The following is a 25,277-nucleotide window of genomic DNA, read 5'->3' as shown; positions in this document are numbered from 1 at the left end:
GATAAAAATGGACTCTCATGAGATCGCCTTGCACTCTGTGCTGAGCACAGATGAACGTTCAGCAATAGCAGAACTCGAGGCCACAAGCGCTATCTTGCAGCTTATTACGCGCCTGACAGGGATGCGATTTGCCGGAATTGCTAAATTCACCGAAACGGACTGGATAGTTTGCTCAGCTTACGACCCCATCCACCTGGGTATAGAGTGTGGAGATACTTTAGAGTTGGAGATCACGCTTTGCAGCGAACTCCGAAAGGACCCCAAAGCACTCTTTATTCCAAAAATCAGTGAAGACGGCAGGTACTCAAATCGCCCCGTAGTCAAGCGATACGCAATAGAAAGCTATGCAGGTGCTCCTATCTTCCTTCCTGACGGACGGCTTTACGGTGCTCTTTGCGCGCTGGACTCACGACCCATGCTGTTTGACGATCCGTGCCTCGAAGGCACTTTGACCTTGTTTGCTCGGTTAATTGGCTGCATCTTCTTCGCAAGTCTAAGTTCGGACGAAAGCTAACTAAGCAATATTGTCTGTCGCTGTTACTTCAGATGCCCTGAATCGCACCGGGTTTCAATGCGCAATAGCCCTGACATAGGCCTGGCAAGCCCGCAGTGCGATAACTCTTTGAGCATGCGCGGGGTCAAGCTGGGCTCGATGAGCGCCATGAACCACGCCGACGGCGCCAGAAGCGGCAGGCACGTAGCAGCCCCTGACTGAATCCGTGGCGTCGAGAAGGACTGACAGCCGCACAACAGCAATAGCAAGGCTTGCTCTGCAATCTCAGGTTGCAGATGAAGCCAGGTTCAGGTTCAGCGAGCGATGGTTTCTTGGAACTCTCTGGCATGTTCGCCATTACTCGCGGTATGTCTTAAAATATCCGGTTGCCGAAGAACCGCCATGACATATCCATGAAGGGCTTCAATCCTTTACAAATAAGTGTGGTTAAGATGAACAAGCCTTTCATTTCGCTGTGCCCTGAAATTACTCGGGCGCACGCGCTGACATTGGTGGATTGGTTAGAGGATGAGCGCATCACCTGCTATCTGAGCGATTCGCGTCATGTCTCCCGCTCCATTGAACAAGTCATTGATCGGACTCAGTTGCCGATCCTGACTCATCTATTCAACCGGGGCGGCAGATTCTTTATGGCCTATGACCGGCATGACGCCCCGGTGGGCTTTGTCCGTCTCATCAAGACCGGCTCAAATTGCGAGATAGTCCTGGTCATCGGAGACAGCGACAAATGGGGCCGAAACCTGGGCGCCAGCACGATACGCGAAGGCATGAAACTGGCCTTCCTCGACATGCGGGCCGAGAAGCTCATCGCCAAGATTCACCCGGACAACTCGCGCTCGCTGAAAGCCTTTCTGCGCAGCGGCTTTAAGCTTGAGAGCGAAACGCCGACATTGAAGTCATTTTCCATGACGGCGGCGCGCTACCTCCAGTTCTTGCGCGAAGGCGCCGGTGGCGACTCCACCAGGATCTACATCACTGAAATCGACAAGGCCAGGCTCGAGGAACTCATCGCGTTCGAGCAAGGCCCGGCGGTGGTTGAACTCGAACATGAGCTCGAGCGAGCCATTGTCGTCAAGCCGCAGGAGGTGGCGTGCAATGTCATCACGATGAACTCCAGGGCGTTGCTGCAACTGGACGATGAAGAGTTCGAAGTGGCCTTGGTCTACCCTGAAGACGCGGACAGCAACGCAGGAAAGCATTCCGTGTATTCCGACCTAGGCGCCGCCATCCTTGGCTATCAGGAGGGAGACGCCATCGACTGGCGAATTGCTGATCGGACCCGCCGGATTGAGATCAAGAAAGTGCTTTACCAGCCGGAGGCTGCGGGCGACTTCCACCTCTAATTACGCCTTTTTCTCAGTAACAAATCACGCCAGTCAGCGCGCCCGGCGCGGGCGCCTGACTTCTCCAGCGTGAACTGATAACCGAGGCGGTTATCGGCGCGTGGGTGAGATCGTGAAACCTACCCGCTGACTCTCACTTTTTGCAGAGTTGCAGAAACTGCCTGAAATGATGGGGAAACGATTAGATGTTTCACTGCCAATATTCCTGAACCCCAGAAACGCAAAAGCCCCGCAATAGCGGGGCTTTTGAGTCAATCTTGGCGGGAAACCAGGGATTCGAACCCTGGGAACGCTATTAACGTTCGCCGGTTTTCAAGACCGCTATGCAAACTCCAGCGGGCCGGGTCGTTGAAGGCCTGCGGAGTTCCATTACTCAGGAAAAGTGACCGGGCTACAGACCGCATTCTACAAGGGGTGCGGTTTTAGTTTTGGAACTGCTTTTGCCCCTCCCCGGCGTTCTGCCGACCGTACACCAACCCAACGATTTTAAGTAATAGCGGGCTGGCTTTTCAGGCTTGGCCAACTTCCTCCAGCGCAGCATCCCCTCGAAATCTGACCTCTTCTTTTATCTCCGCAATGAGCCTGGCGATTGCGCGGCTAGATCCCAACGTTTTTGGATCAACCCCGGCGACCGTCAACAATTCCTGCTGAGTCATAGGGTCGACCAGCTGAATGTTGAGTGAGTCATACCTGATCGAGCACACGCACCTGGTGGGAAGGAACGCCGTCTCAATTATATGGCGTAACTCTAAGGTAGAGATCATCACGTGACCCTTTAAAACCAATGGATAGAGGCCTTTCGGCGCGGCGATGTGGCTTAGGGAACCTAAATGTAAAAACGTTCAAGTTAGTACATGTTAGTTTGATTTTTGAGACGTGGTTCACGCAACGTAGCCACCCTGGCAGCCGCCCGTCGCATGGCCATGGAGCTTAGAAGGCAAAAGCATAGTTCGCCTGCTGCTACGCTGTTCACTCCACCAGAGGAACGCCAATGCCCAATTCAGACCTGCTCCCTTCCCTGCTCTCCAAACTGTACGAAAACCAGTTGGCCCTTGAGGCTTCCATCATGGAGCTATCGAACTGGGTCGAGCAGCGTGGCTCCGCCGATGTAGCCGAGAACGTGCGCGGCGCTCTGCACACCATCGATGAGAACGAGGAGTTCATCAAGCTGACTCTGGCGGTCCTCATGTCGCCCGAGTGAAGTTGATCTGGCGCTGAGCGCTTCACTACTTGCAAGCAACCGACCACAGCTGATCTAGCTTCGTGGTGTAGCTCTGGCTCATCATGTCACGCCGCATTCCCCAGTCAGGGGTCGTTGGCACACTGGCCGCGCGCAACGTTCCCCTTCCCCACCGTTCGTTGATCTGGTCGAGTACTGACATCACTCTGGTCGCCTCGGCCGGTTGTGATACGGCGAACAGATCATCCGTGTATGCGATCGATTCGGCCAGTACAGTTGTTACTGCGCGCCAGGATTCAGCCGGTACGACCCATTCGGCAATTTTGTAGATTTTGTGAAAAGGTTTAAGTGTAGCGGCCACATTTCTGTCAATACCCTGAATGCTTACCCTTTTTTTGGCGCCGAGCCTTCAGAAATCCGCGAATTGACCGATGCGTTTATATAGCGGCGAGATTTTGCTCTCGAGATCTCTTCTGCTTCAACGCTTTAAAGCCCGAGGTTAATAGAATGAGTCTTCTGACGAACACGAAACTGGCGACAAAATTGATCACAAGTTTTGTGCTATGTGCCTGTATTACGCTGGGTGTTGGTTTTGTAGGAAAGTTAGGCATTAGCTCGGTCAACGCTAACCTTAAGAGCATCCTGACCAACGGTTTAGTATCCATTGACAAATCTAGCAACGCTAGGGCAAACGGGATCGCTCATTACCGTGACCTTTATAAAATCCTTCTAATTAAAATGACCCAAGGCCCTCAGTCAGAACTTGACGCGGCTCTACAGTCGCTCACAGAAAACCAGCAGGACGTCGAGACACTCTTTAAACAATACCGTCAAACGCCGTTGGATGACGACGAACGGGCCGCCGGTGATCAGTTTGAAAAAGACTGGCCCACCTACATCGCGCTTTCTAACCAGATGGTCAGTGATGTGCAAAGCGGGAATATTGACGCCGCGCTGAAATCATTCAAAGAACAGGTCACACCGGTTTACAACAAGAACAACGACGCATTGAAGATCATCATTGCCTCTAATGAACGTCAAAGCGCTGAGGCTGGGGTCGCTGCAGACGTGACTACCAGCAAGGCAGATTGGATGCTTGGGATCGGCGTACTGGTCGCCTTCGCACTGGCAATCACTATCGGGCTGGTCATCACACGATCAATTACACTTCCTATCAATGACGCTCTTCGAAGTGCACGACGCATTGCTGCCGGTGACCTAACGGTTGATATCGAGCATGGGGGTACTGACGAAATAGGGCTGTTACTGGAGGCCTTTGGCGCCATGCAGCGCAATTTGAAGGGCACAATTCGTGAGATCGCAGATGCTTCTGATCAGTTGGCCGCCGCCGCAGAGCAATTGAGCGCCGTGACTAATGAGAGTTCGCAAGGATTAACCCGCCAGAATGACGAAATTCAGCAGGCTGCAACGGCGGTCAATGAGTTGACGGCGGCGGTGGAAGAAGTAGCGCGCAACGCCGTGAGCACCTCAGATGCCTCGGAGCAAACCAGCCGTGACGCGTTAACGGGTGGCGATCAGGTCAGGCACACCATCCGATCAATCACGGCCATGGCCACAGGCGTGGGGGAGTCTACGCAAAAGGTCGAAACGCTGGCGGCCCAGATAAGGGAAATCAGCAAGGTGCTGGACGTTATTCGAGCCATCGCCGAACAGACCAACCTCCTGGCACTCAACGCAGCGATTGAGGCCGCACGGGCAGGCGAACAAGGCAGGGGCTTCGCTGTTGTGGCTGATGAAGTGCGTGCACTAGCACATCGCACCCAATCTTCGACGGGCGATATTGAGACCATGATCAACGCAGTACGAACAGGCGCAGATGAAGCGGTTGTGGCCATGAGCAAGAGTCAGGTACTGGCCGTAGAAACTCAATCGCAAGCAGCAGAAGCGGGTCATGCCTTGGAGCGGATCACCGCCGGTGTTTCGCAAATCAACGAGCGCAACATGGTGATCGCAAGCGCTTCTGAAGAACAAGCCTCGGTCGCCCGCGAAGTCGACCGTAATTTAGTCAATATTCAAGACCTGTCCACCCAAAGTTCAAGCGGCGCCAGACAGACTAACGAATCAACGCTGGAGCTTTCACGTCTCGCGGTTTCGTTTAGAATTTTGGTGGCCAAGTTCAAGATCTGATTCAACCTTGCCAAGTCCACCCAAGTTGCCCTCCTCCACCAGCAAGGCGAACTGCTGCATGCCGACATGGTGCGTTGGGGATGGCGCCCGCACTGGGCCAAGGATCGCGCCGCGCCGATCAACGCCCGCGTCGAGAGGGTGGCCCACGGCCCGTTCTTCCGGGCGATCTGGCCGCACCGGGCAATCACGCCTATCGACAACTGGTTTGAATGGGTGGATGAAGGCGGCCCGAAGAAGCAGCCCTACCTAATACGCCGGCGAGATGGCGCGCCGGTGCTGTGCGCCGCCATTGGCCAACTGCCCGACGCCGACGAAGGCCCGGGCGAGCATGACGGGTTCGTGATCATCATCGCCGACAGCGTCGGCGGCATGGTGGACATCCACGACCGGCGGCCCGTGGTGCTACACCAGGGCAAGCCGGCAAAGGCGTTCCTCTGGTTTAGGGTCGACACGGCCGTGGGCAATGTGCGGAACAGGGGCCCCGAGCTGATCAAGCCGGCCTAAACACCAGCACCGCCATCACCTTATCGACAAGAATTTCACGATGAGCAGTGAGACAAACAACAACCAGCAAGTCACCAGTAATACCGTAATCGAAATCCATCGCCGCCCCATCAATTGAACCCCAGATTTATTCGCCTTCTTCTACCACCTAGAGATAAATTGGTATGTAGGACATGTCCTAAATTTGTTACTTACGCGTAATAGCTCTGACATACGCCTGGCACGCCCGCAGTGCGATCAGTCCTTGGTCGCCTGCGTCGGTGATGCCGACAATTCTTTGAGCATGCGCCGGGTCAAGTTGGGCTCGACAGGCTGCATGAACCACGCCGACGGCGCCGGGGGTGGCAGGCACGTTGCAGCCACTGGCTGAATCCGTGGCGTCGAGAAGGACTGACAGCCGCACATCAGCAGTAGCAAGACGGTCACCCAGAAGAGCCTGGTTGCGCTGGGCATCGGATAATTCCTTGGTGTGTTGTTGGTCGGAGATGGCCAGTTGCTGCTCGATGGCCAGGCGCTTCTCCTGCTCGGCCCGTGCCTGGGTGGTGGCGGCATTGCCGATCGCGTCCAGGTCCGTCTGGAACTGCCCCGCCTGTTTTGCCAGCTTCCCGTCGTACCGCCAGTCCTGCACCTGCCATGCGCAGCCGAAGCTCACGGCCATGGCCAGCAGGATCAGCGCCGCCAGACTGGCCAACTTCTGCACCGGCGTCATGCCAGCACCTTAAGCGCCTTGTCGTATAGCGCCTGGCGATCGGCCTGGCCTGTGAGTCCGCCATTGATGCGCCGCGTGATCTTCGTGAACTCACCCTGATCCGCCAGCGTGTTGAGCCCCTCGCTAGACCAGAACCAGGCCGCCGACATCGCCGCGTGCTGGGGCAGCTCGAGCAGGTCCGGATTGTTGATCAGGTCCAGGCCCAGGGCTTCACCGCATGCAGCATTGTTGGCTCGGCCCGTTATCTGGATCAGTCCACGCCCACGGTACTTCGAGCCGTCACCCTTGATGGTGTTGCCCAGATCGGCACGACCTTCGTACGTGAGCTGCTGCGCCGTGGGCCCCCAGATCTCGCGCACGTAGCGCAGTTGGCCGGACTCATGCCCGAACTGGGCAATAAATGCGGCGATGCGCAGTCGCGTGACGATTCCGTACTTGGCCATGGCCACATTCAGCACAGGAACAAAAACGCCAGCTTGGCGGCCGGCGTTCGGGAGGATCTGCAGCAGCTGCTGCTCAGTGATCGGCATGGCTTTCTCCAGGCAATAAAAAGCCCGCTCAAGGCGGGCATCGGTGTTGGGGCTGAGATCAGCCGTCAGCGGGCAAGACTGGCTGCTGTTCGGGCACCGGCATTTCCACGGCCGGCGAGTCCGGCACCAGGATGTGCAGCGTGATCATGTGCTTCAGGTCGTACGGCTGGCCGTCCTTGGTCACCGTCACGGTCAGCAGGCCGTCCGCGAAGTCCGTCTCCACGTCAGCCCGACCGTCCACCTGGTTCACCGTGTAACCCCATCCGTCGTCGATAGGTGGGAATGGGACCATGCCAAGGCAGCCGGTGATTTGGTAGAACCCCTTCGAAAGTCGCGCCGAAGTTACCGCGGTGTCGCCCTGGGTGACAAAGTCGTACGTCGCACCGGTTGCGCCGAGAACGTTGATTGCTGCTCTTGTCATGGTCAGATCGCCTTCAAGGTGCCGTCAGCGGCACGGGTGGTGTTGCCGTCGTGGTAGATTTTCCGCCAAGGGTCTGGCGCACCGCTGCCTGCGACAGTCCGAAACATCAGGTTCAGGCTGCCGCCAGTGACCACCTGAGCCACCAGGTCCATTGCACAGTTCTGGTATGGGTACTGGGCTCGGATGCCGGCCCAATAAGCGCCGCCGGCCGGAACGTTTGTGGTGTTGTCGCCGTAGCTGATGAAGTGGCTGCCCGGCTCAGCGAATGCAGAGTTGCCAACCATTGCAGCGGGCGAATTCACGTCCTGAACATTGCCGGTGGCGCTACCGATGTTTTTTGTGGCCGCGCTGCCAAGTTCAAGCTTTGTACGGGCCCCCGCCGCCGAATTGGCGCCCGTACCTCCGTTGGCAACGGGCACTATCGTCATGCTTGCGACAGGGCCCAGGCCTGCAAGCGTTGCGCCCCACTGCTGAACCATGAGGTTAACCGCATCAGCCAGTGCCTTTGGGTAGCCGTTAACCGGCACGATGCCGTAAGCAGCACCAGCGACAGTAGTGCCGCGGTAGGCCGGCGAGATTGAAACGGAGGTATCGCTCGACGGATTGATCACTTGATAAATGCCATTGTCAGGCCCGACGAACATGTCACCAGATCGGCAATTTGAAAACTTCGTACCCACACCAGTCACCACGGCATTTCCGTTGGTGACTGTTACGGTTCCTTCTGCGAACCAAGAAGCCATGACTTACTCCGAACTAATAATTTAAAATAGGTGCAATAGACTTAAAAACTACATCACACAACGAGCTTTGCTGTCATCGTGGAAATACCCAGCGAGTTAGTGTTATAACCATTGATATAAATAACAGCCGCAATCATTCTGTTATTAGGATAATCCCATATCATTTGCAGATCGCTTTGCTGTTGCAATGAACGGATAACCGGCATACTCAGAGTATTTATCAATATGTACTCTTTATTGCTCATCACGAACGGCGCGGTAAAATAGGCGATGCTTTGTCCCTGAGGCGTTGTACCTTGCCCCGAGTACGTCCATGTCGAGTTATAGTTAGCAAACAAAGCAGTTGGCGTGCCCGTATCAAAAAGTACTTTCCTGTCTCCGTCTTTAAGCCGCATTCCATAGTCACTTAAAATCTCAGCACCGAAGCCCGCAACAAAGTAACTGCCGTTAGGTCGAACACTGGAGTTATCGTAAGCCCTAATTCTGAATCCAGTCCACGCGCCTGAGCTTCCTAGCACTTCAGCTTGTGTCATACCTATCTGCCCAGCAGCCGGGTCAGGACGTATGAACACAAACGGAGGCCACTGCGACTTTATTGCGAACGGAAAAGATGTGATTGCATAAAGACCCGAATTGTTAACATACCTTCCTTTGCATATAACAGAAAGCCTCGTAAATTCAGAATCAATAATAACTCTATTATCCACTGAGTTCTGAAACGTCAAACCATAAGATTCCGCCACTTACTTAAACCTCACTACGATAAGGATCATAGCTGTTTGGCTGGACCAGCTATTAGGGTAGGAATACCCTTTCATAACCCGCCAAACTCTTGCTGCACCATTTATAATCTCGGGCTCTAGCTGCTTATCAGAGCTGAAATTAATGGGCCCGGCAGGTATGCAAAATGCAGCAGCGTTGGCCGTAGTTACTCCGACGACTGGTATATCAAAGTAAGACCCATTCGGCGCAGTAGCAGGATTAACAACTGCGCTGTAGACGACTCGACAGGTAAAGGAGCTTTCATCAAGCTGGACCGCTCCATCCCCCCCCTTTGTTCGCATACCATAAGTCATGACGAAAGCCTCCCAACGGTTACGCGATCAATATCTTGGGCATCAAACACAGTGAGCCCGTCGTTGTTGAGCAGGGCCGAGCCGCCAGTACCGGAACTACGAAGAGTGAAAGTGCCCGCCGGGATGTTAATTTCCAGCAAAGGCCGGCCTTTCGAATCAACCGCCGGCGACCGAAGCACCATCCCCAGAACGATTTCCTGGATGATCGCCTTGCTGATGATCGCTGTGTTGAAGACTGCCTGGCCGTTCTCGATGACGAACATCGGGTCAACCTTGCCGCTAACCTCGTTCACGATGGCGAATCGCTGAGCGAAGATCAGGAACTCCGACTGTTCGCCATTCGAGCCAAAGGCCAAACCCGAAACAACCTTCCTTCCATCTACGATGGTCTGTGCCTTCATGGTGGTCTGTGCCGACACCTTGCCGTCGAGCCGAACTACTGTCTCGCTCACCGTTTGAACCGACGCGCTTGTCTGTCCGATGCTCGACTGCAGCGTTTCCGATACCTTAGCCTGGGCCTCGATTTCAGATGCTCGCACTTTCTTCTCTGTGCTGATGGCTGCGGTTGATTCCCATGCTTTGATCGCTCCAGCCAGGTCGCCAGAGCCGTCGTCACCACGAACGGAAGCTCGGAGCGCCTCATTACTCGAAGCCTGAGAGGTGATCTTCCCGTCAAGATTGGTGATCTTCGTATCAAGGTTGGTGAGCGCCTGGGCATTGCCGTTCGCCTTTTGATCGACCGCAGACAGATCGCTGTTCAGTTTGGTGATCTGCGCTGCGGAGGTCTGGCGGTTGCTGGCTACCACCTGTTCCAGAACGCTCAGCGACGACTTGTTATCGCCTACCTGGGCACCCAGGGTGAGCAGCTGCTGAGCCATTGCGTCATTCTCGCCCGCTCGCGTTTTGCGTTCGACAGCAAGATCTGCCGTGGACGTCCATCCTTTGATTGCATCGGCCAGGTCGCCGGCACCGTCATCGCCACGCGCAGCAGAGCGCAGCGCTTCCACCGAGGTTGCGGTGGCCAACACCTTGCCGTCGATCTCTTCGATCTTGGTTTCGATGATCTGGACTTGAGACACCAGTGCGTCAGTGGTCTCGAGGATGGTGCCGATATCGATCCAGTAAGTGGCGTCGGGCGGCGCCGCCTCAACCGGCACCGGGCCTTTCGCTTGGTAGAGACGCTGATCCAGTCGGACGATGTCGCCCTTCAGATAGGGCTTTGCAGGATCGTAGGCGAGCGCATCGCCTACCTGCTTGATCAGATCCTCCAGCTCCTTCTTGGCTTCATCAAGCCGTTCATTTACCGACCCTGGACCATCGCCTGTAATCAGCTCGATCTCTTCGCGCAGGCTCTGGTACAGGGCGCCCTTGCCGATCTTTTCAGCGTAGTACGCCTCATAATCGCTCTGGTTGATGCTGGCCTGGCCGTTAACTGCACCGGGCACAGGGAAGAACGGACCAACGTTACCAGTCCGGTCAACCAGACGAGCCCAGAAGAACAGGCTCGCGCCGGCCAACAGGCTGTGCATCTCATGCGAGGCCTGCGGGTAGCTGAAGTCGCTCAGCTTGACCGCAGTCGACAGATCCGCCGACTGGCTGTACCACACCTCCGTGCGCTGGGTGTCCTCGGCGCCCGGCGGGAATCCCCACTGAATGCCAATGCCATAAACCAGGCTGGTGGTGGTCAGGAACGCCACCGCCGGCGGAAGCCCGACCTTGCCTTCCAGGTTGGTCAGGTTGGAGCTTTTCCAGATAGACGAGATCTCGAAAGCGCTCACCGAGCGGACCCGAGCCAGGTAGGCACCCGAGTAGATGCCGGTGACGTCGACGCTCGTCGAGCCGGTGCGCTGCACCTTGATCCAGTTGCCGCTGTCCTTGCGCCACTCCACGTCATAAGCGACCGCACCGCTCACGGCAGGCCACGAGATGTTCATGGTGCTGATGGCGATGCCCTGGTTTACGGCATAGCTCGACGTCAGCGTGACACTGGCCGGAGCCGGTACCACGGTGATCGGGATAACGCTGATCGGCCTCTCTTCCAGCCGAGCGCCGGTGTCGATGTGCGCGAACTTGCTCGGGTCGTACTGCACTGCCGAGATTTCGAACACGCCAGGCTCTGGCCGGGAAACACTGGTCACCCGGTACAGCGGGATGGCCAGGTCGTCAGCGTCCAAAGCCCACACCAGTTCCCGCTCAGGTGCCACGGAGTACGCCGTGGTTACTGTGAGCTGTCGCCCGCTGACCATTTGCACGGTGCGCCCCTCGCACTTGCCGTCGGGCAGGTTGAGGATCAGCCGATCACCGGGCTTGGCCTGGGTGTCGCGGTCCAGGGTGATGACCTTGCCGTTCACCGCAGAGATGCGCCCGCCGACGGGCCGGCCAGCGATCAACTCGTCAGCGATCGGAATTACGTAGCCAGGCAGCGGTATACGCCCGTCCAGCCCGACACGAAACGTCACGACCCGGTCCTTTGAGTTGGTGAGCAGAGCCCACTTGCCGCGGCGCTGGGCCTCCGATTCGCGCGTGCAGCCGATTGCGCTGATCTCCAGCGGGTTATCGCCGTAGCGCCGCTGCAGCTTCTGATCGGTCACCGCAGTGACGTCGGTGTCGTAGTTGTTCGCCGGATTGTCGTAGCTGACCAGCGCCCGGCTGTAGCGAGTGCGCTCCGATGCGCTCGAATAGGTGAATGGCTGACGCCCCTCAGTGATGACGTTCGCACCGCTATAGGCGAAGTCGTAGTCAGTGGCGCGCGGCATATCCGACAGGGTGAACACCTGGCCCTGGGCCCAGTAGGTCATGCCCCGGTAGATCGCTGAGATGTCGCGCAGCAGAGACCAGGCATCGGCCTTGCTCTGCAAGTTCAGATCGCAGATGAAACGCGGTTCCTGGCCACCCTTCCCGTTCGGCACCATCTGATCGCAGTACTGCGAAATGCGGTACAGCTCCCACTTGTCGACCATCCACGGCTTGATGCGACGGCCGAGGCCGAAGCGGTCGTTTGTGGTTAGGCCGTAGGTATGCCAGACAGGGTTGTCGGTCCATGCCTCCTTGAATGTGCCATCCCAAACGCCAGAGTAGCTGCGCGATCGAGGGTCGTAATTGCTCGGCACCTGCCACTTGCGGCCGTCGCAATCAATAGTGACTGCCGGGATACTGCGGAACTGCTCGGCGGAAAACTCGATGTACAACAACGCGGTGTTTGGATACCGCAGCTTCGCGTCGATCACCTCAGTGAAGCCGGCGATCTGCATCGTGTCGGAGATTTTGTTGTTGTTCTGGTTGATCGTCAGGCGCGTGATGCGCATCAGCCAGCCAGAAGTAGCCTTCGGCAAATCGATGCGGCGGGTGCGCTCGTACACGCTGGTGGTCTTGCCGTCGACAGCTTCGCTCAGCACCTGCTGGTAAGCACCGCCGTCGGTTGCCAGCTCAACCTTGTACTCGATTCGGTACCCGTTGATGTTGCCGCCAGCGTCTACGGACTGGAGCGCTGGCCAGGCGAAGCGAACACGAACGGCCGAAAGCTGGGTGTTGCTGATGGACTTGACCCATGGCGTGCCGCTGCGCAGCTCGGTGCCGATTGTGGTTTCGTTCTCGACCGATGGAATCCCCTGAATATAGGTCTGGTCCACCGCACCGGTTCGCCATTCCCACTTCACGTTCGGGAAGTTCATATTCCCTTGTGGGTCTTGCAGTGGCGTGTTGTCGAGATAGATGTCCTTGCCGGTTGGGGTACCTGCGAACTCACCCTCTCCCACGGCAATCAGCATCTTGGCGATAGCAACGGAACGCAGACTATCCGGGGCTTCCGTTGGCGTCTTTGGTTTCTCTTCGCCGCCCTTGGCGCCGTGGATATCAATCTTGCGTGCTGCGCCCATGCTTTTCTCCAAGCAATAAAAAACCGCCTCATTGGCGGCTACGGTGCTTCAGGTGTTGGCTACATCTGCTCTTCGGCATAAATGGCGGCACTGACGATCGCGCCACCCCAGCGGCGGCGGCCTGCACACAGCGACGCAGGATTGCCGGAGGCCGTGGTGTTCTTGGCGCTGCCGAAGGCGTAGCCGGGCGTGTTCTCTGGCGCAGCGCTGGTCTTGAGGCCGCCGGCCTGGGGGCTGAGTAGTTGGATCACGCCGCCAGCTACAAGAGCAACACCTGGCGCAGCGAGAACTTGAAAGCCGGGAATGAAAGAAACAGCAATGAGGATCGCGCCAACAATCGTCTGAAGGAGTCCTGCGCGCTTGCTGCCGGTGATGACTGGAGCTATTCGAATTTCACCATTGCCGGCAAATCCAAGTTCCCCCTCCCCCAGGGCCTTAGAGCCCCGGAACACCGCAAACTCAATCCCTCTTGACTTCGCATTGGACAAAAACCGCTCGAAGCCTGGGATTTGCACACAAAGCGCTTTGATTGCTTCCGCCGGCGACCGCACGGACAGTCGGAACGATCTACCGAACTGCCTTAGCTGCCCGTAAAGCAAAATTGTGGTCATGGGTTGGTAGTTGATCGCGAGCGCTGACATTCTTTTCTCCAGGCAACAAAAAGCCCGCCTAAGCGGGCTGAAGATTCGATTTGATTTACAGGCAGTTGCGGACCGCGGCCTCGATTGCTGTTCGGCCAACTCCGGGCGCCCAGGCGGATCGCTGATAAAAGACAACAGAGCTACCACTGGAGGTCTTGTTGATCTCAAGCAGTTCGTCCGTTAACTGCATCGCGCCAATCACAAGGCGGTAACCGTTCTCAGTTTCCGACATCGTCGCCTCAGATCTTGCGTCCTGCCAGTGAGGGAATACACACAGGGCATACTTCTTCGGTTCTTTTTTCGTCGTCGCACTGACGGTAGGCGTGTTCGTGCGCAAGTCGCTGGGTGACACACACCCCGCCAGCATCGCCACCGCTGCCGCCGCTATCAAAATCCGCATGTCGTTCCCTCGTTGGTTTGGCGGGACTGTAGCCCAACCTAAGCTGCTGGACCAAGCAGACCTAACTGATCAGCGCTGATCTATTTCAATCTTCTGTGTGGGGTCTGGGCTATATTTTTGGCGCTTCAACTGCGGATCTCCCTTGGCCATACAGAAGAAATAAATCTCTGCCTCGCCGCAGCCGCCGTGCAATGCGCATTCACTTGCCTGCATGTGATCCAGCAGGATTTCTCGGCCTTGCGACTCGCAGAACACGTTCGCTTCTTTGAGCGCCTGCCCTTTCGCGGAGGCAGGCCCGCCAAAGGGAACGCGAGTGGAAATCGTGTATGTATCAGGCCCGACCTTGATAGGTCCGCTGTCCGCGCATCCTGCGAGCATCGCAGCGGACAAAACCATCAGCCAAATTTTCATCGTTGTCCTCCCCAGGAAAGAAGGGACTGTACCCCGGACTTGCCCAGGCATCCACTTCACTGAGAGATGGATGCAAAAAGCCCAGCGCAGGGCTGGGCCTAACAATGCCTTCACTCTGCGAAGATCAAACAGCTATTTGCATATCGGACAGCCAAGCAGTAAATCAGTCGCCTAGCACTTCCACGGTTTCGCCATACCTAGCGTACTCATGAAAAATGTCATCGAGATAAGTAGCAATCTCGTCCTCCATCAAGTCCGGTGGAACGACAATGTCATACAGTCGAGAACGCTTACCCAGCTCCGACCGGTACACGGTCCACGAGTCGTTCTCACGGCGAACTTCAACCTGGAAGCGTCCGTAAATATCAAACTTCATAGTTCGATCTCATATCGGAAAAATACGAACATATCGAACGACGCCCCTTAATGCGATGCCTGTGCACCCATCAGCATGGATTGGGGTGCCTGAACCCGGACTCCAAGGTACGAGTTAGCCGGGAGAGATAGAAGAAAGTATTTGCGCGACTGCACATTGGTCCTGTTCGCCCAAGCTCCGGTAGTGCCGAATAATCTCGGTCTCCTGATCGCTAAGCAGTTCCGAGGGTAAGCAAGTCCTCTCTCCAGTTAAAACATAGTGGATATCTACCCCGCCAAGCCATATCGCCCGAAGGTAGTCGGCTTTAGGCTTCCTAATACCTCGCTCATATACTGCCTGAGCATTTGCTTCGACACCGCCAATGCCGCCAAGATCGCGCTGAGTGAGTGACAGCCGTTTCCGCTCTTCCTTCAAGCGAGCTCCAAAAGTTGCGTCCATGCTCAATGCCCTTTGATTTATTAAGACAACCATACGCCCATACCTAGGCAAGCATTGTATTCATTTAGGTGTCAGCCTTTCTGTGCGCCCATCCAGCGTGGATGGAATGCCAGTGGCGCGCCAAACCTTTCGATAGTAGCCTTTGGCCTTCACTCAACCAAGGAGCGGTCATGTCGATAAGAAGCCTCGCAAAAAACCTCCCAGCAGACCCAGAAAACAAAGGCTGGGTCTTGGGCTGGGCCGTCTTGAAAGATCGTCCTAGCCCATGGCATCTAGTTGATGTCTACCCCAGCAAAGCCGTAGCCGAGGCTGAGGCAGCAAGATTGAATGATGGATACATTGTGGAGTATGGGTCACACAAGCTTGGCTCAGATGATTTTATCGGCGGGCTTACTCCGCCAAAGTGAACTCAGATACGGCGCTTTCTTGAAAACTGATCCGGCCGGGCCCTGATACAAGCGCAGCCTCAAGCCCTGACTTGCCAAAGTAGCTGCGGCTGTAACCACCTTTATTCTGGCATTTACCGGAGAATTTCACGCGATCAACCTCGACACCGCCGTGCAGAATGGCGACTTCGGCTTCAGCGCCGCAGATACCGCCGCCGGCAATGGTGAAAAGGTCGTGAATAGTCAGCATGTAGCGTTGCGAGGTTTGCATGCCCTGCTCCTGCGGCCCTGCCGCGTCATGGTTGTTTTGCATCTCTGTGCCTGAGGACTAGGCGCGTTCTGTCATGCCACGGGCCGCCGAAAACTATGATTTCTGACGGCCTGCCGTATAGGTGGTGTAGCAGAAAGGGCCCGGGGCCGAAGGCGCCCGACTTTTCTCCAGGCAGAGATGGATCAGTGCCCAGATAGATCCCGGCATGGTTCGGGTGAACAGTCCGCCCGACGTGCATGACGATCAGGTCGCCGCGCTGCGGCCGGTCAACGCGAACAAAGCCGGCGGCCTCGTAGTGCTGCTCGTACAGGCTGACGTTCTCCGCGCTCTCCCACCAGCCATCGGTGCGCTGGAAGGCCTCAAACTCAAGGCCCCATTCCCGCTGGTACCAATCAGCGCAGACCTGCCAGCAGTCCCAGGCACCGTGCACGAACGGACGCTTGAGCAGCGGCGTGCTGCCGGTCGGGGTGATCGTCCGCAGGTCGCCCTCGGGCCACGACAGAATGTGCCAGGGCAGCGCCGTGGCCTCGCACATGGCCAGGTCGTGCGGTGACGGCCGGCTGGTGGCGTCCGGGTGCGAGTGGACAATGCCGATCACCTCACCCAGGTCTTCCGCCGCGGCATAGTCCTCAGGATCAAGTCGAAACTCTTCGTTCGGCTCCGCGGCGATGTTCCGGCATGGGAAGTACTTCTGCGCCCGCCCTACAGCCAGCAGCAGCCCGCAGCACTCTTTCGGATACTCCGCTGCCGCATGCGCCTGGATCGCCGCAATGATGTGCTTACGCATGGTCAGCTCCTGGCTATCAGGGACACGGCAGGGAATCCGCCGAAGGAAAGTTCGTTGTTCTCGCCGAAACGCAACTTGCAGGACGACAGGCAGCCCTTGCACTGATCCTTGGCCGGGTCATCCGTGGGGTTGTCCTCGTCGTCGAACATGGCCGCACCGGTGTACCCGCAGTCGGGCCCGCGGTAACCATTGGTCATCGCCCAGTGGCAGAACGTGGTCATCTGGCGCCCGGGCAGGTCGTGGTTATCGATCTCGCCCGGAGACGACAGCTCCCAGACCACCGCCTCGCCGTCCTCGCTGGTTTTCTGGTCGATGTACCAGATCTCTAGCCCTTCCTGTGTCGGATCGGCCGTTGGGTTGCCTTCGGGAAAGTTGGCCGCGTCCAGGTACTGGGCCAGGGTCTCGCGAACAGTCAGCTTGAATTTCAGCAGGTCCTCGAAGGCCAGGCACAACGCAGTGACGCGACCGTTGATGTTGCCGGCGGCGAACGTCGGCCTGGTGGCCGTACCGTCACTATTGGACCCGATACCCTCAATCTGCACCGGCCATGCCGCGTATTCGGCGCCCTGCCACCAAATTGACTTGGCCGGCAGGTCCTCCTCCGAATGCTCGTAGGCCAGCAACTCCTCGGGCGTGTGCGGAATGGCGTGACCGTGGAAGCGGAGGTAATCCGCGCCGTATTCAGTCCCGTCAATTTCGAACAGGCGAATCTCGGCGCCGGGCTCCAGTTTCTGGATGTCCGTGATCAGTGCCATGGGTGGTTATCTCAGGGGTGAAAGGTTTGTTCGAAGGTCGCGGTGATCGCGTAGACCTGGCCACCGCGGTGCACTGGCTTGTAGCCGTTGCACTTGTACAGGCCCAGGTCGCCCAGGGGCGGCTCCCAGAGGAAGCCCTTTGCACCCTTGTGCCGATCGATGAAGTCCATGATGTCCTTGATGCGGCTCTTCATGCCGGTGAAGGTTACCGGCCAAGACTGGGATTTGTTGTTGATCCCGTCCTCGGTCGACTGCGCGTAGCCGTCGGCAAACTGCTTGGTGCGCACGCGCTGCTTGATATCACCCTCGACGCCCTTTTCAGTGGCCCAGGTAAATCGCTCGATTGCCATAAATCATCCTTTCACTTGGCGGAAACTCTGGCCGCCCTGGCGCCAAGACTTGGCGATCTCTTCTTTCGCAACGATGCGCATCCGCTCCTGCATGTTTCGCTGGAACAGCTCCGTGTCGAGTTCGTCACCATCTGACTTGCCAGACTCCTCGTCCGTCATGACCATGATGGGCATGGTGAGACTGACCGAGGTCCCGCCGCTCCCGCGTCCAGTCATGGCTGCCATCCCCGGCCCACCACCAGCAGTAAGCGGCGTCACACTGCCGCCATTGGCGCCGGTCATCAGGTATGACTTACCGCCCTCGTTGTAAAGCTCAGGGCCAAGCTCATTCACCTGGTACAGAGAGTTCGGGTCGACCGGTCCGCCGGCAGCCCTGTAACCAGAGAAGTCGACGCCGGTGTAACCGGCCTGAGTGGATCCGGCAGAAGTCGGAGTTGAGGCATTTCCCGTGAAGTAGCTGGCCGTTGCGCCAACCAAGCTGCTCAGCAATGCCGAACTCCCCTGGCGGGTAGCAATGCGCGCCATGTCCGCAAGGATCGACTTAGCGAAGTCCGAGAACGATGCCTTACCGGTCAGTGCGAAGTTGACGACCGCGTCCTCCATGCTGCTGAAGGCGTTGCCGAACAGGCTTTTAGTCTGGCCGGCAATGTTCTTCGCCGAATCCAGGTAATTGGCCCAGGCCGATGTCGCGCCGTTCGTCCAGTCGCCTTGGGCGGCCTCCACATCCGCGTAGTTCCGCCGGATTTGGTCGGTCGCTTTCTTGTTCGCGTCTGCGAGCGCCTGCGACTTCCGATTGAACTCCTCCTCCGACATGTTGCGCGACGGGTCGGATTTCTGGTTGGCCAGTTCCAGCGACTGCTGGGCAAACCGGTCTTGCTGGCTGTTCAGTTCGCCGTTGAGCGCGTTCTGGCGGTCACCCTGGCCCACGCCAAGCACTGCACGTTGGCCGGCAAGTTCCAAGGCTCGTTGCTGCTGAGCCAGGGCCTGCACATAGGTGTTGATCGACCGTTCCTGTTTCGCCAGGCGCCCGGTCTCGCTTGTTGCCAACACTTCAAGCTGACTGTCAGCGTCCTTCTGCGCCCTGACCATGTTGGCGCGCGCATCGGCAACCTTCTTATCGAGCTCAATGCTTTGTGCGGCAGTGGTGGTCTTTTTGCCCTTGGCGGCTTCAAGAGCGGATATCTCCGCTTCGTAACCGGCGGTAACTTCATCCTTTTCGGCACGGATCAAAACTGCACGCTGTGTCGCGTAATCAGCTTGCGAGATCAGCCCGGCCTTCTGCCCGGCTTCCAACTGCTTCTGGGTGTTGGCGTATTCGTCCTGAATGCTCTTGAGCGCGTTCTGCGCATCGTTGTATGACGTGAGGTCTACAGCGCCGGCCGAAGCAGTTTTAGGATCCTTGTTCTTGTCCTTGATGTTCTGGAGGGTTTTGGCGACATAGTCGGCCTGGACCTTTGGGTCATCAGGGTTCGCTTTTTTCAGCACCTCGACGTCACGCAAATACGCCTTGGTCAGCTTGTCTCGCTTCTCGGCATTGCTGAGCATTGAGTCGCTGAGCTGCTTCAGCCGCTGCTCGGCTTCAATCCCTTCCTTCTGGGTCTTGGCATCGTCACTTTTACGTTTTTCCTCGTCCTCCTGGGCGGCTTTCTTGTCCTGTAGCAGGCTCAGCTCATCCTTGAGCGCGGTGAGGCGCGCTTTCGCATCACCATCCTCGAAGCCCGTGCCCACCGTAGATTCCAGGTAAGCAATCTTCTGATTGAGCTCTGTGACCCGAACAGCATCACCCTGGTCCCTGCCAATATTCTTGATCGCATCCAGCGATTTCTTGGCTTCGTCGGTGATGCCCTTCCAGGCTTTCTCGATGAAGCCCAGGTTGTCGGTGATCTCCGTGGATCGGCTTTTAACGGTATCCGCGTAGGTGTCTGTGAGGAGTTTGGCGGCACCGATAGTGTCGCCCTGCTCCTTCAGTGCAACGATTTGCGAATAAACCGAAGCGGTCAGGAAGTGGTACTGATCATTCAGTTCTTTGGCGGCAGCAACAGGGTCCTTCGCGATTTTCACAAACTCGGCAATCGTCGCGTCGACCGACTTACCGGTGGCGTCCTCCATCGCAGCGGCGGCATCCGCAATATCCTTAAAACTGCCGCCAGCGATAACTCCACTGGCAGCCAGTTTGGCAAGCGATGCTGCAGCATCGCTAGTTGTGCCGTTGGTTGCGCTTACCTGCTGCGCCAATTCGGCTAGGCGGCTCGCTGAAGTGCCCGCGTAATTTCCGGTCAAAATCAGCGATTTGTTGTACTCGTCCGCCTCTTGGCTACCGCTTTTGTAGCCGTAGATCACAGTGCCGAGAGCAGCAACTACAGAAACCAGCGCGAGGACCATGCCCGCCGCGCCAAGCGTTACACCACTGATCGCAGGGCTGATCGCACCTACTGCCTTCTGTGCGTTCTCGGCAGCTTCTGCCGCAGTGTTCGAGCTTTCCGCCAGGTCCGACAGGCTCTCGCTTGCCTCGCCCGCGTTCTCGGCGGTGTCTTTCGCCCCCGAGGCGATACCTGCGAGGGATTCCCCCAGAACAGCAGCACCGGCGCCACCAGAAAACAACGACCGGAACTTGTCTTTCAGGGCGTCCATCGTCGGGCCAATACCGCCGAAGGAGTCCTTGATCTGGCCGCCCTGCTGGATCAGCACCATCAACGGGTTCTGACCGCCCGCCAGGCTGGTGAAGATGTCCGTGAACTGCGCGGGCAGTTGCCGCAGCGCCGCCTGCGTCTGTCCCGAACTGATACCTGTTTTTCGAAGTCCCTCATCGAACTCGCCCAGCTTCTGCCGGGACGCGTCGATGCGTGTCGAGTACTCGCGGAAGGTGTCGGCATCAATGACGCCGGCGGCCTTGTACTTCTGCAACTGCGCCTGCTGCTGATCGAGCTTTTCGAGCGCGGCCATTGTTGGATTGAGCTTGCCGAGCAGCTCTTGCAGGCCCTCGGCCTGAACGCCGGTAGCTGCAGCGGCCTTCTTAGTTGCCTCGGCCTGACGATCAGTCGAGCCAACAAGCGCATCCGATTCAGCCTGCAAACGCCGTTGAAGCGCTGCCAGGCTGCTGACCGAGGACCCCGACGACTCAATAGCGGAAGCGTTGGTGTTCACGCTGGTGGTCAGACGCTGGTAATACTCGCTCGACTCCAGGGAAGCCTTCGCCGTTGCCAGAAGGCGGGCTTTGGCCTCGTCGAGCGTCTCGGAAAGCTTGCGCTCAGACGCCGACAGATCCGCCGTTGCAGTCGCTGCCTTGTCGAAGCCGGCAGACACACCCTCGGCCGCTTTCTCAGCCTTGGCGCCGGCCTGGGCGAGATTCTCCAGGTCGGAGGTGGCCTTGACCGCTTCGCCTGAATTTACCGCAATGCCAAGCTCAGCGATCGTAGACATGAGTGCTCCATTATTTCGATTGCTCAGACATAACGAGCAACGCCTCGGCCTCCATTATTTGAAGGTCGGGGAAGATCTCTCTGAGTTGTTTTTTCTTCATGCCGATGAGCTCGGCAACGCTGGTGATTGCGGTGTAATCAATGCCGGTCGCGCCGCACGCGCCGGTGCGCCACTGAGTAGAGAGGGCGTCGAATAGGCGGAATGAAGGCCAAACACACGGCCAGACCTCGAACGCCTCTTCCATGTCCGAGGCGTCAAGACCAAATGCCGCCAACTGCTCGGCACTCGGAGGTGGCTCATACAGGGCGCGTGCGACGCGAATCAGTTTCCCGTGCGGGCCGGTACGTAAGCCGTTTGATAGGCCGCGACAATGGCCTCACCGGCGCCGGCAGATGTTTCCACCAGCGCACGGATCGACTCAAGGTTCAGCTTGTCTTCAAACCCCCAGCCTTCAACCAATGCCTGGACCTGATCTACCTGGCGCTCGATGTCCGCATCAGTGATATCCACCAGGGTCAGATCGTCAGCTTTGGCCTTGAAAGCCTCCTGATCGTCCTTTGCCCGCTGCTGCCACCCCGCAAACAAGGCCGCCAGCTCATTACGGTTCCGATACTTGAACTCAAACGGCACCTTGATGAATGCACCGCCAACGCGTGGAATCTCCACATCAGCCTTGAAGGTAGCGCCTTGCGCGATCTTGAACTTCGCCATGATCAGCTACCCCCGCCAGCAGCCACTGGCGCGCGGTACGCCGTAATCTCGGCGTTGATAGTGAAGCCGAACGTCACAGCTGCACCCTCGTTGCGCACCAGCGTTGGGGTTTTGTTGAACGACGGGTAACCGGCGTAGTAGATCGTTTTGCCGTTCGGCAGCGACATGCGCAGAATCCGCACTTCCTTCTCACGATCAGCCTTGTCCAGTTCGTCGTACCAGGCCAGGCTGTCGTCGTCGGCGAGCTGGAACGCAAACGCCTGGGCATTCTTGGTGGTCGGAATCTGCTTGTCGCGGCGAGCCTCCAGCGGCGCATACGTCCAGTATTGCTGTTCACCGCCAGACATCGAGTTCCCGATCACTTGGTTCACCGCAACCCAGCCGGTGACCTTTTTGGCGGTGCCCGCACTGATGCCGTCCGGGAAGAACGCAACGTTCGAGGTATCGATGCCTTCCAGCGTGAAGGCGCCTGCCGCAGCGTTGGACACGCGCACGGCTCGCTCGTTGATGTCCTCCCAGCCAGAAGTAACCAGCAGGATGTCACCATTGGCGAAACCGTTGGCCAGGGCCGTGGCCACGCCCGGATTTGCGTTGCTGATGGCGGAGATCAACTTGGCGGCAGCGAAGCCGGTTGAGATCGCCAGTGTTGCCCCGTTGGGGAAGTAGATCGACATGGGTTTTCCTCTTTGCAGAAATGACAAAACCCGCACTTGGCGGGTTCAGGATTTGCCCAACGGGCGGATTATGGTGTGGTGTCGGACCGGTACGAGAACGACAGCGGGACGGTGTAGGTGGAGTCTCCGGTGATACCAGGCCCCTGATCTACCGGCGTCATGGGCGTGACAACGAAGCCGTTCTTCGTGTCGCGCACATACAGCGGGAACAGGCCTGTCAACTCAGCCACAATCGGATTCGTCTTGGTCTTGCCGGTGCCCGCCGGCGCGATGATGTTCACCTGGAACACACCGGTGAACAGCCGGTGATCGCCGCCGAGCGTGTTGCTCGCTGTGTCGCCCGGGATCGTGAAAGCCCGCAGGTATGTTTCGCCCGCCGCCGGCGTGTAGGCCGTGTTCTCGAAGACGATCTTCAGCTTTTCCGACCTGGCAGCGTTCCAGGCGATGAGCTTTGCCTCGTAGATCGAAGCGATGATGGCGTGACTCATACCTGGTTGTTCCTGATGGCCTCCAGCACGATCTGCTGGAAGCGAGCCACGGTTACCCGCACCATGCCGCCGGGCGCCTGGGTCGAATGGCCGAACTCCAGCGGGATCGCATAGCCGAGACTGTTGGTGATGTAGCAGGTGTCGCCTGCCTTGAATTCGATTGCGCCGGCAGTGACACGCGCCGTTGACTTGGTGCCTGTCGGGTCAACCTCTTCGGTCGTGGCGTTGTTCGGGGTGCCGATGCTGAACATCCAGTTACCGCGGAACCGGCCGCCGACGTAGCCTGCCGGTGCGACGATGTCCATGCCGTCGTGCACCTTGCGCCCCGGCCTTAACCTGCCGGCCTTTGTAAGGTTGGCCGGGTCGCTACGCAGCGCGCTGTTGTGATCATCGACAGCCTTGTTGTACTGGGTCGCCACAGCGTTCTGGGCCCAGATCTCCGGGTTACCCACGGGCGACATGCGGATCAAGCTGCTACCGACTTCGATGATGATCTCGCGTAGGCTTGCGTCGATTGCTTCCCCGGCCTGGGCGGCGAACTCGGCAAGGCTTAGGGCGAAGCTGCCGGACTGGCCGGCGCCCGCCCGACTCACGACCGCACCTGCAATTCATACAGGATCGGCGTGCCGGCGGGGTTTACCTCTTTCAGCGGCGGGACGATGGCCCAAGTGCGGCCTTGGGCGACAATCTTGTCCAGTAAGCCCGGCACCCAGGCCAAGCCCTGCGCGGCGATCTTCAGCTTCTTGTCGCCCTGCCTGATGAGGCTGTTGTTCTGGAATTCGATACCGGTGAAGTCGAGCAGGATGCCCTGGGCGATTTGCTCAACAGTGGCGCCTGGTGCTTCCCCACCCGTTTCCGGGTCGTACTCGCCCGGCACCGTCCTGCTAATGGTCACGGGCTGGCCGAACTCTGTGATCATCTCCAAAGCCATCACGGCCATTTCGTCGTAGAAGGTGGCCATGGTGGTCTCCGTTGCTGCTATGCGCGGATTGCGAACAGCCCGCGCTTTTGTAGGTAGTCGGCAAACTGGGTTGCACTCGGCCGATCCGGCGCTGCCGGCAATAGTCGGCCGCTGGTGTTCGGGATAGTCGCGTACTCGCGAGTTACCACCCCTTCGACACGCTCCAGCGTCACAGCGCCCTTTCGCTTATCGATTGGGTCGATGTAGTCCTGATGAATCTCAGCGGCCAAGGCCATCTGCCCGTACTGGATCCGCGCTGGCAGGTAGTTGTTCGGCTTGATCTCGTGGTCCAACAGCACTTCCCGGCGCGGCCAGGACAAGGCCTGCTCGCTGTTCATCTTGCGGCCTTTCCAGGTCATGCCATCCATCGCCAGGGCGGCCCGGCGCAGCAGCGCTTCCTGCTCGGGAACGCCGGCGGGGATGACCGTGCCGAATTTCACGGCATACATGGCCAGGTCCTCGGCGCTCGCGTAGCTTTCGGCGTCAAGCTTGCCGGTGCCGTCCTCGATGATGAGTGTCATGCGTCAACTCGCTGGAATGGTTTGAAAATTGGCCGCCGGATCACCGACAGCCAGCAGTATTACTCCTTGGTCAGCTCGGCGACGAGCCTTTCCAGGGATTCTTTGGAGGCGTTGGCGCGATACTGGATATTGGCGTCGTCGAGCTTTGCTTTCAGCGCCGCGATTTCACCGGCCTCATCAGCCGGCGGCGTGAGGGCAGACTTCTTCAGCGCTTCAACCTCGGCGCGCAGCGCATCGACAGTCAAGGCAAGGCCGTCACGCTCGGTGGTCAGCTCTCCAACCGATGCATGGATGGTGCCAAGCACGTCAAACAAGCGCAACGCCAGGTCGCCGGACTCTGGACGGTGAATCTCGCCAGCTTCCAGGCCGTCAACAAGGATCTGGATCAATCCATGCTCAGCACGCAAAGCCGCGATCACCTTTTCCAGTTCGGCTTGGCTGCCCGCACCAACAATCTGCGCCTGCTTGGCTTCCTTCACCGACACATCGATGCCGGCTGCTTCGTACGCATTGACCACGTTCGGCCAATCGCCAATCACCAGCACGCTGGTCACACCCGCTTCGGGCTTATCGAAGTGTTCCGGATTGCGGTAACGCTTCTCCGGGTCGAAGCCGCTCAGCTGGTTGCTGTAAGTCAGTTCCAT

The 25,277-nt window shown here is 57.8% G+C and carries 30 protein-coding genes and 4 pseudogenes; 7 read left to right on the top strand and 27 right to left on the bottom strand.

The features are described 5' to 3' along the window. Positions 1–7 precede the first annotated feature (7 nt). Positions 8–514: a GAF domain-containing protein gene (locus ACUN0G_RS25555; RefSeq protein ID WP_445574631.1), complete on the top strand. Its 507-nt coding sequence runs from the start codon at positions 8–10 to the stop codon at positions 512–514. Between the two features lie 54 nt (positions 515–568). Here ACUN0G_RS25555 and ACUN0G_RS25550 read toward each other — a convergent pair. Next, positions 569–772: pseudogene (locus ACUN0G_RS25550) on the bottom strand (lysis protein); the annotation flags it as partial. A 173-nt stretch (positions 773–945) separates the two neighbouring features. Between ACUN0G_RS25550 and ACUN0G_RS25545 the strand changes: the two are divergent. Further along, the gene (locus ACUN0G_RS25545; RefSeq protein ID WP_445575597.1) at positions 946–1,857 is read left to right on the top strand and encodes a GNAT family N-acetyltransferase; all 912 of its coding nucleotides are present in this window, start codon (positions 946–948) and stop codon (positions 1,855–1,857) included. A 509-nt stretch (positions 1,858–2,366) separates the two neighbouring features. Here the strand turns inward: ACUN0G_RS25545 and ACUN0G_RS25540 are convergent. Further along, positions 2,367–2,621: a DUF1652 domain-containing protein gene (locus tag ACUN0G_RS25540; RefSeq protein WP_445574630.1), complete on the bottom strand. Its 255-nt coding sequence runs from the start codon at positions 2,619–2,621 to the stop codon at positions 2,367–2,369. 227 nt (positions 2,622–2,848) lie between these two features. On the opposite strand from ACUN0G_RS25540, the gene ACUN0G_RS25535 reads away from it, so the two are divergent. After that, a complete protein-coding gene (locus ACUN0G_RS25535; RefSeq protein ID WP_177020078.1) occupies positions 2,849–3,058 on the top strand; it encodes a hypothetical protein in 210 nt (69 codons plus the stop codon). 25 nt (positions 3,059–3,083) lie between these two features. On the opposite strand, the pseudogene ACUN0G_RS25530 reads toward ACUN0G_RS25535, so the two are convergent. Next, positions 3,084–3,290, bottom strand: a pseudogene (locus ACUN0G_RS25530) (DUF4113 domain-containing protein); the annotation flags it as partial. Between the two features lie 254 nt (positions 3,291–3,544). Between ACUN0G_RS25530 and ACUN0G_RS25525 the strand changes: the two are divergent. The 3 genes and pseudogenes from ACUN0G_RS25525 to ACUN0G_RS25515 all read left to right on the top strand — a co-directional run. After that, a pseudogene (locus tag ACUN0G_RS25525) lies at positions 3,545–4,327 on the top strand (MCP four helix bundle domain-containing protein); the annotation flags it as partial. Beyond that, complete coding sequence (locus tag ACUN0G_RS25520) at positions 4,322–5,185, top strand: methyl-accepting chemotaxis protein (protein ID WP_445575596.1); 864 nt, start codon at positions 4,322–4,324, stop codon at positions 5,183–5,185. The pseudogene ACUN0G_RS25525 and the gene ACUN0G_RS25520, both read left to right, overlap by 6 nt. Then, positions 5,186–5,689, top strand: a pseudogene (locus ACUN0G_RS25515) (SOS response-associated peptidase family protein); the annotation flags it as partial. It abuts the gene before it with no gap. 187 nt (positions 5,690–5,876) lie between these two features. On the opposite strand, the gene ACUN0G_RS25510 reads toward ACUN0G_RS25515, so the two are convergent. The 11 genes from ACUN0G_RS25510 to ACUN0G_RS25460 form a co-directional block, all read right to left on the bottom strand. Next, a complete protein-coding gene (locus tag ACUN0G_RS25510; protein WP_445574629.1) occupies positions 5,877–6,398 on the bottom strand; it encodes a lysis system i-spanin subunit Rz in 522 nt (173 codons plus the stop codon). Continuing rightward, a complete protein-coding gene (locus tag ACUN0G_RS25505) occupies positions 6,395–6,928 on the bottom strand; it encodes a glycoside hydrolase family 19 protein (protein WP_445574628.1) in 534 nt (177 codons plus the stop codon). Before ACUN0G_RS25505 ends, ACUN0G_RS25510 begins: the two co-directional genes overlap by 4 nt. A 58-nt stretch (positions 6,929–6,986) precedes the next feature. After that, on the bottom strand, positions 6,987–7,349 hold the full coding sequence (locus tag ACUN0G_RS25500; RefSeq protein WP_445574627.1) for a phage tail protein: 363 nt from the start codon (positions 7,347–7,349) through the stop codon (positions 6,987–6,989). A gap of 2 nt (positions 7,350–7,351) precedes the next feature. After that, positions 7,352–8,092 (bottom strand): hypothetical protein, encoded by a 741-nt coding sequence (locus tag ACUN0G_RS25495; protein WP_445574626.1) that lies wholly within the window; start codon positions 8,090–8,092, stop codon positions 7,352–7,354. 53 nt (positions 8,093–8,145) lie between these two features. Then, positions 8,146–8,625 (bottom strand): hypothetical protein, encoded by a 480-nt coding sequence (locus ACUN0G_RS25490; protein ID WP_148666961.1) that lies wholly within the window; start codon positions 8,623–8,625, stop codon positions 8,146–8,148. Positions 8,626–9,164: 539 nt separating this feature from the next. Further along, positions 9,165–13,043: a phage tail protein gene (locus ACUN0G_RS25485; protein ID WP_445574625.1), complete on the bottom strand. Its 3,879-nt coding sequence runs from the start codon at positions 13,041–13,043 to the stop codon at positions 9,165–9,167. A gap of 59 nt (positions 13,044–13,102) precedes the next feature. After that, the gene (locus tag ACUN0G_RS25480; RefSeq protein ID WP_445574624.1) at positions 13,103–13,684 is read right to left on the bottom strand and encodes a tail assembly protein; all 582 of its coding nucleotides are present in this window, start codon (positions 13,682–13,684) and stop codon (positions 13,103–13,105) included. 55 nt (positions 13,685–13,739) lie between these two features. Next, positions 13,740–14,084 carry a hypothetical protein gene (locus ACUN0G_RS25475; RefSeq protein ID WP_445574623.1) on the bottom strand — a complete coding sequence of 115 codons (345 nt, stop codon included), beginning with the start codon at positions 14,082–14,084 and terminating at the stop codon, positions 13,740–13,742. 69 nt (positions 14,085–14,153) lie between these two features. Next, positions 14,154–14,495, bottom strand: coding sequence for a hypothetical protein (locus ACUN0G_RS25470; protein WP_256219591.1), 342 nt, complete (start codon positions 14,493–14,495; stop codon positions 14,154–14,156). 163 nt (positions 14,496–14,658) lie between these two features. After that, on the bottom strand, positions 14,659–14,871 hold the full coding sequence (locus ACUN0G_RS25465; RefSeq protein ID WP_445574622.1) for a DUF7661 family protein: 213 nt from the start codon (positions 14,869–14,871) through the stop codon (positions 14,659–14,661). A gap of 114 nt (positions 14,872–14,985) precedes the next feature. Continuing rightward, complete coding sequence (locus ACUN0G_RS25460; RefSeq protein ID WP_445574621.1) at positions 14,986–15,309, bottom strand: helix-turn-helix domain-containing protein; 324 nt, start codon at positions 15,307–15,309, stop codon at positions 14,986–14,988. 170 nt (positions 15,310–15,479) lie between these two features. On the opposite strand from ACUN0G_RS25460, the gene ACUN0G_RS25455 reads away from it, so the two are divergent. Continuing rightward, positions 15,480–15,716, top strand: a complete 237-nt coding sequence (locus ACUN0G_RS25455) for a hypothetical protein (RefSeq protein WP_445574620.1) — start codon at positions 15,480–15,482, stop codon at positions 15,714–15,716. Here ACUN0G_RS25455 and ACUN0G_RS25450 read toward each other — a convergent pair. The 13 genes from ACUN0G_RS25450 to ACUN0G_RS25390 form a co-directional block, all read right to left on the bottom strand. Next, a complete protein-coding gene (locus tag ACUN0G_RS25450) occupies positions 15,700–15,966 on the bottom strand; it encodes a hypothetical protein (RefSeq protein WP_445574619.1) in 267 nt (88 codons plus the stop codon). The two genes, ACUN0G_RS25455 and ACUN0G_RS25450, sit on opposite strands and share 17 nt — an antisense overlap. Positions 15,967–15,991: 25 nt before the next feature. After that, positions 15,992–16,753, bottom strand: coding sequence for a C40 family peptidase (locus ACUN0G_RS25445; RefSeq protein WP_445574618.1), 762 nt, complete (start codon positions 16,751–16,753; stop codon positions 15,992–15,994). Positions 16,754–16,755: 2 nt separating this feature from the next. Continuing rightward, positions 16,756–17,508, bottom strand: coding sequence for a phage minor tail protein L (locus ACUN0G_RS25440; protein ID WP_445574617.1), 753 nt, complete (start codon positions 17,506–17,508; stop codon positions 16,756–16,758). A gap of 11 nt (positions 17,509–17,519) precedes the next feature. Further along, positions 17,520–17,858, bottom strand: a complete 339-nt coding sequence (locus ACUN0G_RS25435) for a phage tail protein (RefSeq protein ID WP_134326538.1) — start codon at positions 17,856–17,858, stop codon at positions 17,520–17,522. Positions 17,859–17,861: 3 nt separating this feature from the next. Beyond that, positions 17,862–21,278 carry a phage tail tape measure protein gene (locus ACUN0G_RS25430; protein WP_445574616.1) on the bottom strand — a complete coding sequence of 1,139 codons (3,417 nt, stop codon included), beginning with the start codon at positions 21,276–21,278 and terminating at the stop codon, positions 17,862–17,864. Positions 21,279–21,288: 10 nt separating this feature from the next. Further along, on the bottom strand, positions 21,289–21,582 hold the full coding sequence (locus ACUN0G_RS25425; protein WP_445575595.1) for a DUF1799 domain-containing protein: 294 nt from the start codon (positions 21,580–21,582) through the stop codon (positions 21,289–21,291). Between the two features lie 17 nt (positions 21,583–21,599). After that, positions 21,600–21,989 carry a phage tail assembly chaperone gene (locus ACUN0G_RS25420; RefSeq protein ID WP_445574615.1) on the bottom strand — a complete coding sequence of 130 codons (390 nt, stop codon included), beginning with the start codon at positions 21,987–21,989 and terminating at the stop codon, positions 21,600–21,602. Positions 21,990–21,991: 2 nt separating this feature from the next. After that, a complete protein-coding gene (locus ACUN0G_RS25415) occupies positions 21,992–22,663 on the bottom strand; it encodes a phage tail protein (RefSeq protein ID WP_198864794.1) in 672 nt (223 codons plus the stop codon). A gap of 68 nt (positions 22,664–22,731) precedes the next feature. After that, positions 22,732–23,151: a phage tail terminator-like protein gene (locus tag ACUN0G_RS25410; RefSeq protein WP_445574614.1), complete on the bottom strand. Its 420-nt coding sequence runs from the start codon at positions 23,149–23,151 to the stop codon at positions 22,732–22,734. After that, positions 23,148–23,744 (bottom strand): hypothetical protein, encoded by a 597-nt coding sequence (locus tag ACUN0G_RS25405; protein ID WP_445574613.1) that lies wholly within the window; start codon positions 23,742–23,744, stop codon positions 23,148–23,150. Before ACUN0G_RS25405 ends, ACUN0G_RS25410 begins: the two co-directional genes overlap by 4 nt. Next, on the bottom strand, positions 23,741–24,112 hold the full coding sequence (locus ACUN0G_RS25400; RefSeq protein ID WP_445574612.1) for a hypothetical protein: 372 nt from the start codon (positions 24,110–24,112) through the stop codon (positions 23,741–23,743). The genes ACUN0G_RS25405 and ACUN0G_RS25400 overlap by 4 nt, the downstream gene beginning before the upstream one ends. Positions 24,113–24,129: 17 nt before the next feature. Beyond that, positions 24,130–24,633, bottom strand: a complete 504-nt coding sequence (locus tag ACUN0G_RS25395) for a DnaT-like ssDNA-binding protein (protein WP_445574611.1) — start codon at positions 24,631–24,633, stop codon at positions 24,130–24,132. 59 nt (positions 24,634–24,692) lie between these two features. Then, positions 24,693–25,277, bottom strand: coding sequence for a hypothetical protein (locus ACUN0G_RS25390; protein WP_445574610.1), 585 nt, complete (start codon positions 25,275–25,277; stop codon positions 24,693–24,695).

Source organism: Pseudomonas sp. 32A (genome assembly GCF_052682255.1).
This window is presented reverse-complemented; position numbering and strand designations above follow the sequence as displayed.